Origin of the sequence: Parasedimentitalea marina (assembly GCF_004006175.1) — a bacterium.
Classification (GTDB): Bacteria; Pseudomonadota; Alphaproteobacteria; order Rhodobacterales; family Rhodobacteraceae; genus Parasedimentitalea; species Parasedimentitalea marina.
In genome coordinates, this window is the sequence record NZ_CP033221.1 from 136,130 (window position 1) to 149,312 (window position 13,183).

Genomic DNA, 13,183 nt, shown 5'->3' on the forward strand with positions numbered 1-13,183 from the left:
AAATGACTGCGCGGCCCTTCTGATGGCGTCTTCGTCGGTCATCGTTTTGGCCAACGGGTTGCGCCTGAAGAGACCAAAATGACAGCAATTACCTACCTTGTTCCAATTTCCATCGGGCTTGCTTTGATCACGTTTATTGGAGTTTTGTGGACTGTCCGGACAAATCAATACGGCGATCCCGACGGAAATTCAGTGTGGATACTAGATGTCGATGATGTCCCCCTCTCGCAAGAAGAGAAGGACAAAATACAAAGTTAAGTTTCAGCTGGTTCGGCTTTGGGTCGTCCAGCAGCCACCCAGTACCCCAGCCCCATGATTCCAGCACCCGCCACTGCATTCCCTGCACTGACATAAGCCAGGTTCCGCAGCGCCTCGGCCCAGGTCAAGTCACCGGGGTTGTCGGACAGCAGCGTAATGGAAAACACCGTCATATTGGCTACAGAATGCTCAAATCCGGCGGCGATAAATGCATAAAGGCAGAACCAGATCAGTGCAATTTTGGCCATATCGTTCTGGGTTCGAGATCCGGTCCAGATCGCAAGACAGACCAGCCAATTACACAAAATTCCGTTTAGAAACAGGTTAAGTCCATCACCATGCATTTTTTTGGCCGCGACTTTGTACAGCAAGCGATCTTCGCCGGTCCCCAGAATGACGCCACCGCCGCCATAGACAAATATCAACGCCAGAAATGACGCGCCGACCAAATTTCCAGCCCAACTTGCTGCCCAGCAGCGGACTAGGTCGCCAACTCCCGTACGGCCCGTCAACAGCCCCATAGTCATATACATAGTATGTCCGGTGAACAGCTCGGACCCTGCATAGATGACAAGGATCAGTGCGATGCCAAAACTTGCCCCCATTACAATCGGGCGGATGCCGGGATCGACGCCCTGCCCAACTGAAAATATTAACACTATACCCAGGCCCACATAGGCTCCGGCCATCATAGCAAGGGTAAAGAAACCAAGAGGGTCTCTCTGCAGATGTGCGCGCTTGGAAACCGCCGCATTCGCAAAGGTCGTCACGCTATCAAGAAAAGCCATGTTTTCCATCTTTCTCATGTGTTTCAGAAGTCCCGACAAAAACTGGTGCAATCCAAACCACGATCAGGCCGAGCGCCACATAGGCAAAGCCAAGGCCAAGGCGAATTTGATCTTCCTCCAGATAGGAATTGCACAATCGCACCGGGGAATGCGTGTACAGAAATGCCAAAAAGAGCAGCATTGAAATCGACTGTGCCTTCAGGAATCCCTTTAGGATTGGCCCCATTTGTCCCCAGGCCAAAACCAGCGGCAGACCTAAGAAAAGCGGCAATGTAATAAATTTGGCGATGGTCCAAAAAGGATCAATTAAGGCCGCATCAATCGACCTTGGCAGCATCCAAATCATTCCGGTTACAAGTGCCAAAATCAGCGCGGGCGCCACGGCTATCTGGGGCATCCGCGCTGTAACCGGAAGGGTGTAACCGGCCGCAGCCAATGCGGGGATTTGAACAAGGACATGGATGACCGGATCAGAGCCGACCTGCGACTGCACACCAATTGCGAGGCCCAGAAATGCGATGGGTGCCAAATATTGGATCACAACTCCTTCTCCAGTGCAGCTCGAATGGCGTTATAATCACGGGTATCAAAGGCACCGGAAAAGGCACCCTCACGATTGATCAACAACACCGCAACGTTGTGCTGATACCCACCCCAGCCATCTGGAATGACGGTGATGCGGAACAGGTCTAACAGAGGCTCCAAATCCTGCGGCAAAGGTCGCCCAACGGTCCAGGGCATCCCAGTCGCGGTATGCCACTTGGCATAATCTTGCATGTTTTCCAGTGTGTCCGTTCCAGGATCAAAACTGACCGAGAACATTGGGACCTGCAGATTATACTGCAACAGGAAATCACGAAGTTCAGCGAAGTCCCCCCCGGACGTTTGGCAGATAGTTGGGCAAGTGGTGTAGATAAACTCCAGCAATACCGGGCTGTCTGGATTGTTAAGGCTCTGCCAACTGCCATCCATGGTTTCCAGAACAACAGAGGGAACGGGTTCAGGATTTGCCGAGATCTGTACCCTGCGGGCGCCTTCCGCAGTGATGGCCCGAAACCCGTCAGTGGCCCGCCACAGCGTGGTGCAGCCCAAAAGGGCTGCAACCGTGGTTATAATCAACTGTCGCATCACGACCGACGCAACAGACCGGCAGCATAACGCAGCACCATGACAAGTGTGGAAAGCACAACAACAAGAGCAAACACACTCGCCAATTGGCTTTGCAATTGCCATTCGTCGAAATGAACGGCCCAGCGACGTGGGATTGAACTGGCTCCGGACCACAGGAAGATCAGAACAAAACCCATACCACCGGCGACATAAGACCGGAACACCAAGCGATCCAGGGCAGACATGCCCTGCGCCGCCTTGTCGCGCACCAACCAGGCCGAGAACCCAAAGGCCATCGCGACTTCACCCAGCAACAGATAGGTATGAAAATGCCCTGGAACCCATTGTGTGTTGTGCATCAGCTTATTGACTGAAATCATCCCGTCGATCATCGCTGGGATCACGCCCAGCCCCAACCGACTACACCCAGTGTCAGTAACCCGATAGGTAGGTCCCACTTCAGCCTTGATCCCTTGATGTAGGCCAACAAGGAAAACACTGTAATACCAATTAGCGGCACGCCTGACGCGTAGGACACAATCTGGCCAACCGCCAAAGTCCAGGCAGGCATATTCACATCCTGCAGCAAGTGGTGAAAATAAACTGCCTGTACAAAAATCACCACGGCGGCCCAGCCACCAATAAACAGGCGCGTGGATTTCCATGGACGGCCAGTGTACTCGGGCAGCAGTTCATACACAGCAGTGATGGCCATGTAGATTGTCGCGTTGATGAAGACGTGGCCAAAGAAGTATGTGGCGTTCTTTGCCAAAAGCGGGTCAACGTCAAAAGCTGGGAACAGCAGGTTTACGATGGTAGCCGCCAATACGGCCGCGCCGAACACGATCCCTGTCGTATTGAATATCAGGACACTCGCGGCCGCAACAATTGTTGGCGGAGGCAGGTCGGTTGCGTCATTGCGGAACAGATACCGCCAGCCCAACGCGCCGAAAAGACCGCCATATTTGCCGGAGATTTTCAGGCCAATCTCCAGATAATAGAGCAGGAACCCCACGCCAATCAGCAGATACCCAAGGCAGAATGTTACTGCAGCCCCGGCCTCCCAAAGACCGCCAGACAGCGCAGGCAATGGAAACAGGAAAGTCCAGGCGCCGCCAAAGCGACCGATGAAGATCGCACCCAGTATCAACACAACTCCGGCCAGGAACAGCCCCAGAAAAGCGATATATATCTGACTACGAAGTTCAACGTGCCGCGCCAGGAAATACCACATGATCGCAGCACCCGACAAAGCAGCAGAGCCAACCATGCCAGCCCCATGAGCCGTCAAAAGCATATAGAACAGCTCGGGGTCAAGATCGATCAATCCACCTTGGGCAACCCGCATCAGCAAGCCGAATACCATCATCAACAAAAAAACGACGCCGCCCAGTAACATGGTGATCTTTATTAGAGCTTCATGTGGATTTGGCGGCGGGTTTTCCTTGGATTGGGAACGTAATTCCAGCTTCATTTGCTTTCCTCCAGAACATCAAATTCATTGATCATGTCGTGATGAGAGATCCCGCAGAACTCCATGCAGAGGATCTGGTAGGTTCCGGGCACCTCAAAGGTGTGGACCAGTTTGTTGGTGTAGTTCGGCATCGCCTGAACCTGTGCGACCAGATTTAAATCCGGGTCATAGATGCCAAGTCCGTGATTCACATCTTCAGTGGTGACGCGGAACTCAACCTGTTGCCCAAGTGGAATTTCAGCCGTGTCAGTTTCCCACCACCATTGACCGCTGGTGATTTTCACGATCATGGCGTCACTGCCCGCGGAACGATGCGGCCAGTCGCGCAGGGATGCCAGTGACACCAATACTCCCAGTATTACGAGGCACCAGATAAACCGTGAGCGTTGCTTGTTGACGCTAGGTGGCGGAGAAGGCCCATCTTTCGCCCTCAAAACACGGAGCATCACTGCACCGGAAAGGGCCATGAGAGCCAAGGTTACAAGAAGGATCGAAGTTTGCATGTGTTGGCCTTTCCAAGTCTGTTCCCGTTGTGCCTATAAACTTGCATTTTGAATGTCAATTTAAATCTACACTTGGGATACCAGTTAAGTCGTGCTAAGTGCACGGCATGCAACTTTCAAAATTCTCAGACTATGCGCTTCGTATTCTCATTCATCTGGCCGCCTCGCCAGACCAGCTTTTGTCCACGCGTCAAATCGCAGATTTGCACGATGCAAAATACAACCACCTGGCCAAAGTTACCGGTTGGCTGGTTCACGAGGGTTATGCGGTTTCAACACGGGGCCGCGGCGGCGGGCTGCGCCTGGCCCGAGACCCGTCCCAGATAAACCTGGGAACGGTGCTCAGAGGTTTAGAGGCGGACAAGCCGCTGGTCGAATGTATGTCGTCGGATGGTGGAGCTTGCAGGTTTTCCCCCGCTTGCGGTCTATCTAACGCCCTAAATATCGCCCAGGAGGCATTCTTTACTGCACTAGAGGACTACACAATAGCAGACCTTCCTACCCTATCACCCGGGATGTCCAGATTGCTAAGCATCATGCATTCGGAAGTTGGCTGAACAGCGTATTGTTGTGCCCAAAGACCAGGTGTCACGTGGTGCTTTCACCAGTATTAGACTTATAACAATCCCAAAAAACACCCGACAACTGACTACCGTCGGCTTCAACCTTGCACGGGGTTCGTGTCATTCGGATCAAAACCAAGGCGCCATAGTCCACAACACCTTCAGAGCTAAGCTATGCGGTTGTCTGGCCTGTGTCGCAGGCCGCTTGGCGCGCCACATCACATCAGGTGAATTTTCAGCAGTGGTGGATCGGCATTTCTCAGAGCTAGGGCTTACCAGCGCTGAAACTGACATTGCGTGGTTTGGCTTGAAAGGTATGTCACTGGCCGAAATTGCAACGTTAAGACAAACACGTATTGGGACTGCCAAAGCTCAATGTACCGCCATCTACAAAAAGGCCGGTGTGAATGGCAAAAGTCAGCTGTTTTCCCAGCTGGTAGAGGACGTTCTTTTATAAAGATAACGTTTGGCTGACCTGGTTCGTTTGAACATGCGGAGGGCCAAACTTTGGCGAACTTGTACCCTTTGGTTGCTTTCAGGCGCACCGCGATTTTCCGATGCAAGGAGAAAGGGCCCTGCCCTTTCCCGATCAGCGCACAGTCAAACGCAACTCTGATATTTATTGTACGGGCAGTGCCTTGGACTTCATAATCGACCATCATAGGCGTGCTGTTCAATCCGAGCAGCTATCACCGAAAACCGATCAGAGGATTGCGCAGCATTCAAGGCCTGTTGCAACTCGGCGCGGGTGGCAACGTCAAATCCATTTCCGCCAAAGGCCCGACCAATAGTGGCAAAGTCATGCAGGCCAAACTCAACACCATTGGTATGCATCTGACGCTGACGCTGTTTCAGGTCGATCAAGGAAAGACTGGCATCCACAAAAACCAAGAAGATCGTATTGCCGCCCAGCTCAGCAGCGGTGGACAATTCTCCGGCGACCATCAACATGCCAGCATCCCCTGAGAAAGAGATGACCTGACGGTCAGGCTCTACGATTTTCTCGCCGATCGCCATTGGGACGGCGCATCCCATCGTGCAAAGCGCCGAGGATTGAATAAGACCACGGGGTTCATAACAATCCCACATCTGCGATAACAAAATTCGGTGCGCGCCAGAATCCGCCGTGGCAAGAGCATCCCGCGGCAAGGACTTCCGACACTCATCGATTACGGCGGCCGGCCCCCACTCTTCATCCGTTGGAAAGGCCAGCGCGAGCTGTATTTTTACGGCTGCGATGGCTTGGCCAGTCCAAGTTGGGCGGCCCTGCACATCAGAGCCCAACACCGCCAGCGTTTCTCGGGTATTGGCCACCATGTTCAACGTTGCCTGGTGCATGTAATGCGTATTGGGCACCGAGGCTATATCAATGACGTTGACCAAGGCAGGATCCCAAATCTCGCGCCAGCCAGTGCGCATTTCAATTGGGTCATAGCCTGCGCAGATGATCAGGTCAGCCTGTTCGATAAACGGCAACAAAATACCGTCTGCCTTCGGAGAAAGCCCTGCCCCGCCCAGGGCCAGTGGATGGTCCTCGGGGATCAGGCCTTTGCCCTTATACGTTGTGATCAGTGGCACATTAAATTTGGTACAAAAGGCCAGGATTTCGGCCCCTGCCCCGTCCGCAACCGCATCAAGGCCTGCAATCATGACAGGTCGCTCAGACGTCGACAACCATCTCCGCGCCATGTCCAAATCCGGGCCCGATGACGGGACAACAGGCATGGCCACAGGGCGTCTACGCCGCTTAACTTCGGTGACTTTATCTGCCACACCAATTGGCACATCGATATGAACGGGCCCGGCCCGGCCTTCGGTTGCGACACTGACGGCCTTGTCAGCGATTATATCCGCACTGTCAGCCGTCAGACGATAGGTCGCCTTGGTGATGTCCCGGAAAACAGCTTGGTGATCTAAGACCTGATGGGTGTATGTTTGCGCCTCATCCTCATCTACACAACCAGTTAAAACGATCATCGGAACGCGATCTTGATGCGCATTGGCGACAACATTCACACCATTGACGGCGCCTGGTCCAACGGTTGCCACAAGGATAGCAGGGGCGCCATTGCGGTGATGCACACCTTCGGCAATGAACCCTGCGTTGTTTTCGTGTTTGCACAGGATGAACTTGATCCCGGCCTTTACCAGTGCATCCACAATGGTCAGGACTTCTCCACCAGGCATACCAAATGCATGGCGACAGCCCGCTTCATATAACCGGCGCGCGACATAATCGGCAGCGCGTAAATTCATGCTCATGAGGATCCCCAGTTTCGCTGTGCAAGATTGCTGTACCCGTCTCGGGTTTGCGGTGTCTTGATGTTCAAGAGATGCCCGGCAACCTGTGTTTTCAGGATCTGTGCAGTGCCCCCACCAATCGTAAACATGCGGACATCGCGGTACATACGTTCCAAGGGCTCCTTGTCACCGTAGCCGCGCGCTCCGAAAATCTGCAGCGCGTCGTTGACCACCTTAATTGCGGTTTCAGAAGCAAAGGCTTTGGCACGTGCCGCCATCATTATGTCGGGGAACGGTGATCCGTTTGGACCATTTGACAAAGCAGCCTGATGCAGCATCAACCGTGAAGCATGAACGCCCGCGTCCATATCGGCAAGCATCCACTGCAGTCCCTGAAATTCTGCCAATGGGCGTCCAAATTGCTGGCGCTCTTTCAGGTAGCGTATGGCATGGCTCAACGCACCTGCAGCCACCCCCATCGCAATGGTGCCCGCCCCAACACGTTGACTGTTGTAGGCGTTCATAAGATCGGCAAATCCACGCTTGAATCCTGACGGGGCATCAGGGCAAAACGCGCCTCGACCTCAAGGTCTTCAAACTCAAGCTCTGCCTCTGGCATGCCGCACAATCCCATCGTGTGTTCACGACCAAGAACGCGAAATCCGTTAGGTTCGATACCCTGCGCAGGATCATGATGAACGATGAACCCGGTAAGGCCTTCGTTCATGCCGTCTTCATTCAAGACACGCGCAAAATGACATACAGCTTGGAAACACCGCCGCCGGTAATCCAGTGTTTGCGCCCGTTGAGTATATACTTATCCCCACCCGTCGCGCCGTTGTCCGCATCTCTGTCGCTGCACTGCCCGTTTCTGGCTCTGTGATGCAGATCGCGGGCTTGTCACCGGCCAATACGAAAGGTGCTGCAAAGGCGCGCTGTTCATCCGTGCCATAAGCCATGATGGCGCTAATACCGCCCATGTTGGCTTCTACAACGATCCGCGCCGACAGGGTGCAGGCCTTTGCAATTTCCTCTACGACCAGCACTGTATCGTAGAAAGAGGCCCCTGCCCGCCGAACCGAGTGGGAATGGTCATTCCCATAAAACCCGCATCGGCAAGTTCAAACACATTTTCCCAGCAGTAGTCGCGAGAGCGGTCCCACTTAGAGGCGCGCGGCGCAAATTTGGCTGCGAGCGTACGTGCAACCTGTTGGTACATTTTGGTTCTAGTTGAATTTTCCATACTGTCAAAAATGACAGGTTGAGAAATTCATATCAATCTAATAAAACTCAAGATTAACTACAAGGATTTTGAATTAATGAATATCCGTGCATTGGAAACACTGGTTCGGATTGGCCAAGTCACATCTTTTAGCAAAGCAGCTGCACTGCAAAATATGACGTTGTCGGCGCTTTCTATGCAGATGAAAACATTGGAAAATGACCTTGGTGCCAAAATTTTTGATCGAGCCTCCAGACCTCCTCTTCTGACACCATTGGGGCGTCGGATTGCGGATCAAGCTGGCAGAGTGCTGCGTGAGCGCGACAACCTGAAATCAATGGCGGAAATTGATGACCCGTTGGTTGGAAATTATCGAGTTGGATTTATACAGTCCGCCAGCGTGCGGATCTTGCCAAGTTTTCTTTCAATCGTTGAGGCTGAAGCGCCATTTGCCCAATTCCAAGTTCGCTCGGGCCTGTCCGAGAAACTGTCAAACCATGTGGCAACCGGGCTGCTGGATGCCGCAGTGGTAACCAAAGTCCAAGGTTCGATCGCTGGCCTAAGGTTTGATCTGATAGCGTCAGAGGACATGGCAATTGCAATTCCGGGAGATCACCAGCACCTTGAAACTAACGCCCTTAGCCAGGCGCTCCCCTTTATTCACTTTATGCCAAGTACAGGCATCGGCCAGTTGATTGCTTCTGCGATGCACGATCTGATGGACAGGCCAGAAAAGATCATCATTTTGGACAGCATCGAAGCGACGATGGAATGTGTTAAGAACGGATTGGGCTATACAATATTACCGCGCCCGGACATTTTCAGATATGCGGATGATGGCGTGTATATTCGTGACGTTAAAAAACCTTTTCCTCAGCGAGACCTGGTTTTGGTGACCAAGACAAATACGGGTGTTGAACGCTGGCAAGACCGTCTTTTTGAGGTGATCGTCAAGGCAAGCGGATCGCTGGTAGATGGGTGATCTAATATCCGTAACTATCTGCCGTCGAATGATAGAAGGTATCGATTGTCAGAAATATACTGCCTTCCAGAGCTTATTCATTAGAGTTTGCAAGGGTCTGCTGGTTTTCAAGACACTTTGGTCTGCTGGTGCTGAACTGGTTGGGTGAACAACAAATTCTAACAACCTCCAGATTGCGTGATGCTGGCTGACCCGAAGGTGGTGGTGCGAAAATGGGCAGTGGTACTCGATGAGAGCCAATCTTTACTTTGGACAGAAAGAAGATTGTCCGCGGACAATCCTTTCCCTATGCAAGCTGGGTCTGACTTGAAGCAAGGCGCTTGACTAGTTTTTCAGGGCTGAAATCCGCGCTCTTTGCACCAGTAGTCAGTGAACGGAAATACGCGCCAACGGACTTAATTTTTTCATGAAACTGCATGATTGCCCAGACGGTCATGGCAGCTCCCATTGCTCCGAGACGGAGCTGCGCAGCATCATAGCTGTGATTGTTGATGCCAAGCATTGGAGCAAGTGTTCGCGCATGTGCGATAACATCATGATGAGTTGTAACTTTATCTAATGCAAACTGGGAGGCTTCTGGGCAAGCCCTTAGTAGCTCAGGGATGGTGATTTCATTGCCCTGGTTCTGTCCAGGGGTGTCTGTTGTCACAGGCTTTTCTTCTTTATCAATATCTTCTTTATTTGACCTATGATAGTGGCGGACATTTTGACCGTCACTGGCGGCCAGAGTTGCTGTTGATGCGTCGACAATATCATCCTCTGCTTCAGCTTGGACGGTGGCCAGGGGTTGGTCTGCAAGAAGTTTTTCGCAGTCAGTGAGAGACAGCTTACGGCGAAGAACACGTAGGGTATTGAGCGCATGTATATTGTTAGGGTCGTGCTGTAGGGAATGATTGGCAGCAGAGCGAATTTTGGACCGCACGTAATCAATTTGATCGCGTTCCCGTAGGACCTCAGCGGCCAGTGCGGCGATCTCATGTAGGCGCTCAAACAGGGGTGTTAGGTCAAACCCAAACCGGAGAGCTTTGCCGTCGTGGCGGCTGTGCTTGGTGAACCGCTTTCCATTTGGGCTGTCGCGGCGAACCAACAGGCCGATCTCTTGTAGGGCTGCGGCGTGCCGCCGTATCGTTCTGTCTGAAATACCATTGCGCCGAAATGTGAGCGTGGCGTTAGATGCAAAGACTGTGTGGTGATTGCGTTTCGGTGCCAAACACGAAAGCATCGCATCAAGGGTCGTAAGCACTGAGGTGCTTAGGCCCAATCGGGGGGCCGCATTGCGAAGGGTCGCAACGACAATGTGGCGTTCAGGAATCGCATTGTCCGCGGACAATAGTGGATCGGACCGCAACCCAGTGGGCGCAGCTGCTTGAAGAAATGCCATGTTGTTTTCACGACAACCGGAGGAAAAAACCCAGATTTGTCAAAAAATCAGGAAAAAGGCCGCAAATCTCCGTTCAACCGATTCGGTTGTTGTTGACTGGCGCGGAGAAGCTGGTAGATCTGAAAGTGCAAAGAACAGATTGGGCTCTCCGGGAATTTCCTTGGGGGGCTCTTTCTTTTTTGGGCTGTTGGTCGTGCTCCTTATTATAGGGTTTCGTTGGTATTGGTTCAGTCAGTGCCTTGGCCTGACTGCCACGTCTCATAGAGACGCGTCAGTTCGGCTTCGGCGTTGTCACGCATCCATCGAACAAAATCCGGTGCATCAGTCTTCGACAGCTTGACGGTTAAGGCACGTGCAGTCTCTTTGATCTCTGCCAGGGCCGGTCCATCACCTAACGTGATCGATAGGGTCGGGGAGGGGGCAAGCTCATCTGGGGCCTGTGGTTTCAGCGCACGCACAACAGCGTTATTGATCACAGCAAAGCGGTCATCCGAGCTTGTGGTTTCCTCGAGCTGAAGAGCTGAAGAGATTTGTTCAATGTCCAGGTCATCATTTCGCAGATGGTTTGCCAGGTCTTCCCAGCGTCTACGGCCTATTCCATGTGCAGATCCAATACGTTGGATCACAGACTTTGGAATAGATCGTGCGACCTTGGTCATCCGAGACAGCATTGGTTTGTCCACGGCAAGTGCATCCAGAATGACGGCTTGCTCATAACCACTTTCACCCAGCTCGGCAGCGAATAGTGCTTTTTCGATAAAACTGGGGTCCAAACGTTGTGTGTTTTCCTGACCTTGAGCCAGGATAGCCTGTTCATCAGAAAGAGACCGGACCAGCGCCTTGGCGGGCAGCCCGAGGAATTTAAGGGCGCGTAACCGGCGGCGTCCATAAACAATGCGGTAGTAACCCGGCTTGTCCACGACAGGCCGAACCATGATTGGCACCTGTTGGCCATGCGACTTAATGCTTTCGGCCAGTGCCAGTACATCAGCATCGCTAAAAGAGAGCCGGTCCTTGGGGCCGTTTTCTTCGATCATATCGACCGAAATGTCTCTCACTGCGTTACTGGCCACATCCTTGAGGGTCGATTTCACACCGCCCATTGCGCCAGTGTTTGGAAAGCGCTGTTTTTGTTCGGTGGACGATGTCGCAATGGTTGTTGCATCAGGCGGGGGAGGGGGTTGGAATAAATTTCTACGGGCCATCAGTCAGTTTCCCTTCCCCAAGCTTGCTGGATAGTTTTCTCGAATTCGTCGGCTACGCCGTTCACGCTCTCCAGGATGCGCCCAAGCGTTTTCTTGACGACTTGCGAGGGATCCAGCTCATAAATTGTCTGCTGTGTCATCCCTGCATCCGAGATCGCCGTGGATTTCAACATCGGTGTGTTCAGGACTTGGTCAAGCAGAATGGACCGCAAAAACCCGGCCATTTGTGACTGTGGTACATCCGTAGGTTCATAACGGGCGATTAGAAACTTAAGGAAATTCCAATCAACCGGTCCTGCGGCTTCCTCTAAGGCTTGAACAGTTTCTCCAGCCATTTCAAGGAATTGCGCCATAGAAGCCACATCCAGCATGCTTGGAACAACAGTAATAAGCAGACCCGTTGATGCAAGCAGAGCGGTCATTGTCGTGAACCCAAGCTGAGGCGGGCAGTCTATAATGACAATATCATAATTTGCTTCGACTTCGTCGAGTGCAATGGCCAAACGCTGGGTGAATGGAGGATCGAGTTTGTGCTGAAGCGCATAGGCGGTCTCGGTCTCGTACTCGGACAACAACAGGCCAGCCGGCGCCAGATCCAGATTATGAAAATAGGTTTTCCGGATGACCTGGCTCAATGGAACCGGGTCTTCGTATTTCAGGGCATCGTAAATCGTGCCGCTCTCAGCGAATTCAATTTCCGGGCGATAGCCAAACATTGTCGTCAGGCTGGCCTGCGGATCCATGTCGACTGCAAGAACTCGGTATCCCCGCAATGCATAGCGCTGTGCTAAGTGAATCGCACTGGTGGTTTTGCTCGAGCCGCCCTTAAAATTTACGATAGAAACGACCTGAAGGGCATCCCCATCACGGCGTCCCGGAAGATAGGTCTCACCGTTTCGCCCGGTGCGCGCCATCACGTGGCGGATTTGGTCGATCTCTTCTGCTGTATAGAGCCTGCGACCCCTGGAATCCGCCTCAACATCCGGAAAGTCGCTCTCCTGATGTCGGGTTCTTAAGTTCGACATGCTGATGCCGGTCAGTTCAGACACTTCTGCTGGGTGAAATTTACGCAATGCTTTTCGGCTGTCAGGTTGAAAACTGTTGCGCATATGATTGTTGAGCGCGTCGGACAGGCGTGCCGCGTTTGAAGCAATCGATGCTGCAATAGAACTGGTTTCTACAGTTTTCATGGTCTAATCTACTCTGCCTTGATGGCCTCTTGGCGGGCCTACTGTGTTTCGACGCCAAACAGCGCAAATTTCGCAAACTTGCGACTACAAAGTTCATGGCACGCAACTTATCCCCAGACAACACTTTTTTAGCTTTTGTGCACCAACTAACTGCTCCCTGTGATGTGGGAGTCAACAACAATACACCCTAACCTGTTATAAATATTGGAAAATCGAAATTTTCGACTCCGTTTGTAATGTGGTGAACACGGCATGGGGAATGCCAG

12 protein-coding genes and 2 pseudogenes are annotated in these 13,183 nt (G+C 52.4%); 4 read left to right on the forward strand and 10 right to left on the reverse strand.

Translation table 11 applies throughout. The annotated features are described in order from the left end of the window. Positions 1 to 78: 78 nt before the first annotated feature. Positions 79 to 258 (forward strand): cbb3-type cytochrome oxidase assembly protein CcoS, encoded by a 180-nt coding sequence (ccoS, locus tag EBB79_RS22735; protein WP_127751329.1) that lies wholly within the window; start codon positions 79 to 81, stop codon positions 256 to 258. Here the strand turns inward: ccoS and EBB79_RS22740 are convergent. The 5 genes and pseudogenes from EBB79_RS22740 to EBB79_RS22760 all read right to left on the reverse strand — a co-directional run bounded on the left by EBB79_RS22740 (position 255) and on the right by EBB79_RS22760 (position 3,974). After that, on the reverse strand, positions 255 to 1,046 hold the full coding sequence (locus EBB79_RS22740) for a formate/nitrite transporter family protein (RefSeq protein ID WP_127751330.1): 792 nt from the start codon (positions 1,044 to 1,046) through the stop codon (positions 255 to 257). The genes ccoS and EBB79_RS22740 overlap by 4 nt on opposite strands. Beyond that, positions 1,033 to 1,428: a hypothetical protein gene (locus EBB79_RS22745; RefSeq protein WP_127751331.1), complete on the reverse strand. Its 396-nt coding sequence runs from the start codon at positions 1,426 to 1,428 to the stop codon at positions 1,033 to 1,035. The genes EBB79_RS22740 and EBB79_RS22745 overlap by 14 nt, the downstream gene beginning before the upstream one ends. Before the next feature lie 155 nt (positions 1,429 to 1,583). Next, the gene (locus tag EBB79_RS22750; RefSeq protein WP_164860904.1) at positions 1,584 to 2,174 is read right to left on the reverse strand and encodes an SCO family protein; all 591 of its coding nucleotides are present in this window, start codon (positions 2,172 to 2,174) and stop codon (positions 1,584 to 1,586) included. Next, positions 2,174 to 3,630, reverse strand: a pseudogene (locus EBB79_RS22755) (cbb3-type cytochrome c oxidase subunit I). The gene EBB79_RS22750 and the pseudogene EBB79_RS22755 overlap by 1 nt, the downstream one beginning before the upstream one ends. Continuing rightward, entirely contained in the window at positions 3,627 to 3,974 is a 348-nt protein-coding gene (locus EBB79_RS22760; protein WP_238705151.1) for a cupredoxin domain-containing protein, read from the reverse strand. The pseudogene EBB79_RS22755 and the gene EBB79_RS22760 overlap by 4 nt, the downstream one beginning before the upstream one ends. Positions 3,975 to 4,240: 266 nt before the next feature. Between EBB79_RS22760 and EBB79_RS22765 the strand changes: the two genes are divergently transcribed. Both EBB79_RS22765 and EBB79_RS22770 read left to right on the forward strand, forming a co-directional pair. Further along, the gene (locus tag EBB79_RS22765) at positions 4,241 to 4,690 is read left to right on the forward strand and encodes an RrF2 family transcriptional regulator (RefSeq protein WP_127751334.1); all 450 of its coding nucleotides are present in this window, start codon (positions 4,241 to 4,243) and stop codon (positions 4,688 to 4,690) included. Positions 4,691 to 4,901: 211 nt separating this feature from the next. Further along, positions 4,902 to 5,153, forward strand: a complete 252-nt coding sequence (locus tag EBB79_RS22770; protein ID WP_127751335.1) for a helix-turn-helix transcriptional regulator — start codon at positions 4,902 to 4,904, stop codon at positions 5,151 to 5,153. Positions 5,154 to 5,341: 188 nt separating this feature from the next. Here EBB79_RS22770 and EBB79_RS22775 read toward each other — a convergent pair whose 3' ends face one another. Both EBB79_RS22775 and acdA read right to left on the reverse strand, forming a co-directional pair. After that, on the reverse strand, positions 5,342 to 6,958 hold the full coding sequence (locus tag EBB79_RS22775) for a thiamine pyrophosphate-binding protein (protein WP_127751336.1): 1,617 nt from the start codon (positions 6,956 to 6,958) through the stop codon (positions 5,342 to 5,344). Continuing rightward, positions 6,955 to 8,180 (reverse strand): annotated as a pseudogene (acdA, locus tag EBB79_RS22780) (3-sulfinopropanoyl-CoA desulfinase). The gene EBB79_RS22775 and the pseudogene acdA overlap by 4 nt, the downstream one beginning before the upstream one ends. 76 nt (positions 8,181 to 8,256) lie before the next feature. Between acdA and EBB79_RS22785 the strand changes: the two are divergent. After that, the gene (locus EBB79_RS22785) at positions 8,257 to 9,141 is read left to right on the forward strand and encodes a LysR family transcriptional regulator (protein ID WP_127751337.1); all 885 of its coding nucleotides are present in this window, start codon (positions 8,257 to 8,259) and stop codon (positions 9,139 to 9,141) included. Positions 9,142 to 9,427: 286 nt separating this feature from the next. Here EBB79_RS22785 and repC read toward each other — a convergent pair whose 3' ends face one another. The 3 genes from repC to repA all read right to left on the reverse strand — a co-directional run bounded on the left by repC (position 9,428) and on the right by repA (position 12,917). Further along, complete coding sequence (repC, locus tag EBB79_RS22790) at positions 9,428 to 10,522, reverse strand: plasmid replication protein RepC (RefSeq protein WP_127751338.1); 1,095 nt, start codon at positions 10,520 to 10,522, stop codon at positions 9,428 to 9,430. Positions 10,523 to 10,749: 227 nt separating this feature from the next. After that, positions 10,750 to 11,727: a plasmid partitioning protein RepB gene (gene repB, locus EBB79_RS22795; RefSeq protein ID WP_127751339.1), complete on the reverse strand. Its 978-nt coding sequence runs from the start codon at positions 11,725 to 11,727 to the stop codon at positions 10,750 to 10,752. Continuing rightward, positions 11,727 to 12,917: a plasmid partitioning protein RepA gene (repA, locus tag EBB79_RS22800; protein WP_127751340.1), complete on the reverse strand. Its 1,191-nt coding sequence runs from the start codon at positions 12,915 to 12,917 to the stop codon at positions 11,727 to 11,729. Before repA ends, repB begins: the two co-directional genes overlap by 1 nt. Between the last annotated feature and the right edge of the window lie 266 nt (positions 12,918 to 13,183).

What these genes read in the sequence shown, in the direction of transcription:
- ccoS (WP_127751329.1), top strand. Translation starts at nt 79, where the DNA reads ATGACAGCAATTACCTACCTTGTTCCAATTTCCATCGGGCTTGCTTTG.
- EBB79_RS22740 (WP_127751330.1), bottom strand. Translation starts at nt 1,046, where the DNA reads ATGGCTTTTCTTGATAGCGTGACGACCTTTGCGAATGCGGCGGTTTCC.
- EBB79_RS22750 (WP_164860904.1), bottom strand. Translation starts at nt 2,174, where the DNA reads ATGCGACAGTTGATTATAACCACGGTTGCAGCCCTTTTGGGCTGCACC.
- EBB79_RS22765 (WP_127751334.1), top strand. Translation starts at nt 4,241, where the DNA reads ATGCAACTTTCAAAATTCTCAGACTATGCGCTTCGTATTCTCATTCAT.
- EBB79_RS22775 (WP_127751336.1), bottom strand. Translation starts at nt 6,958, where the DNA reads ATGAGCATGAATTTACGCGCTGCCGATTATGTCGCGCGCCGGTTATAT.
- EBB79_RS22785 (WP_127751337.1), top strand. Translation starts at nt 8,257, where the DNA reads ATGAATATCCGTGCATTGGAAACACTGGTTCGGATTGGCCAAGTCACA.
- repC (WP_127751338.1), bottom strand. Translation starts at nt 10,522, where the DNA reads ATGGCATTTCTTCAAGCAGCTGCGCCCACTGGGTTGCGGTCCGATCCA.
- repB (WP_127751339.1), bottom strand. Translation starts at nt 11,727, where the DNA reads ATGGCCCGTAGAAATTTATTCCAACCCCCTCCCCCGCCTGATGCAACA.
- repA (WP_127751340.1), bottom strand. Translation starts at nt 12,917, where the DNA reads ATGAAAACTGTAGAAACCAGTTCTATTGCAGCATCGATTGCTTCAAAC.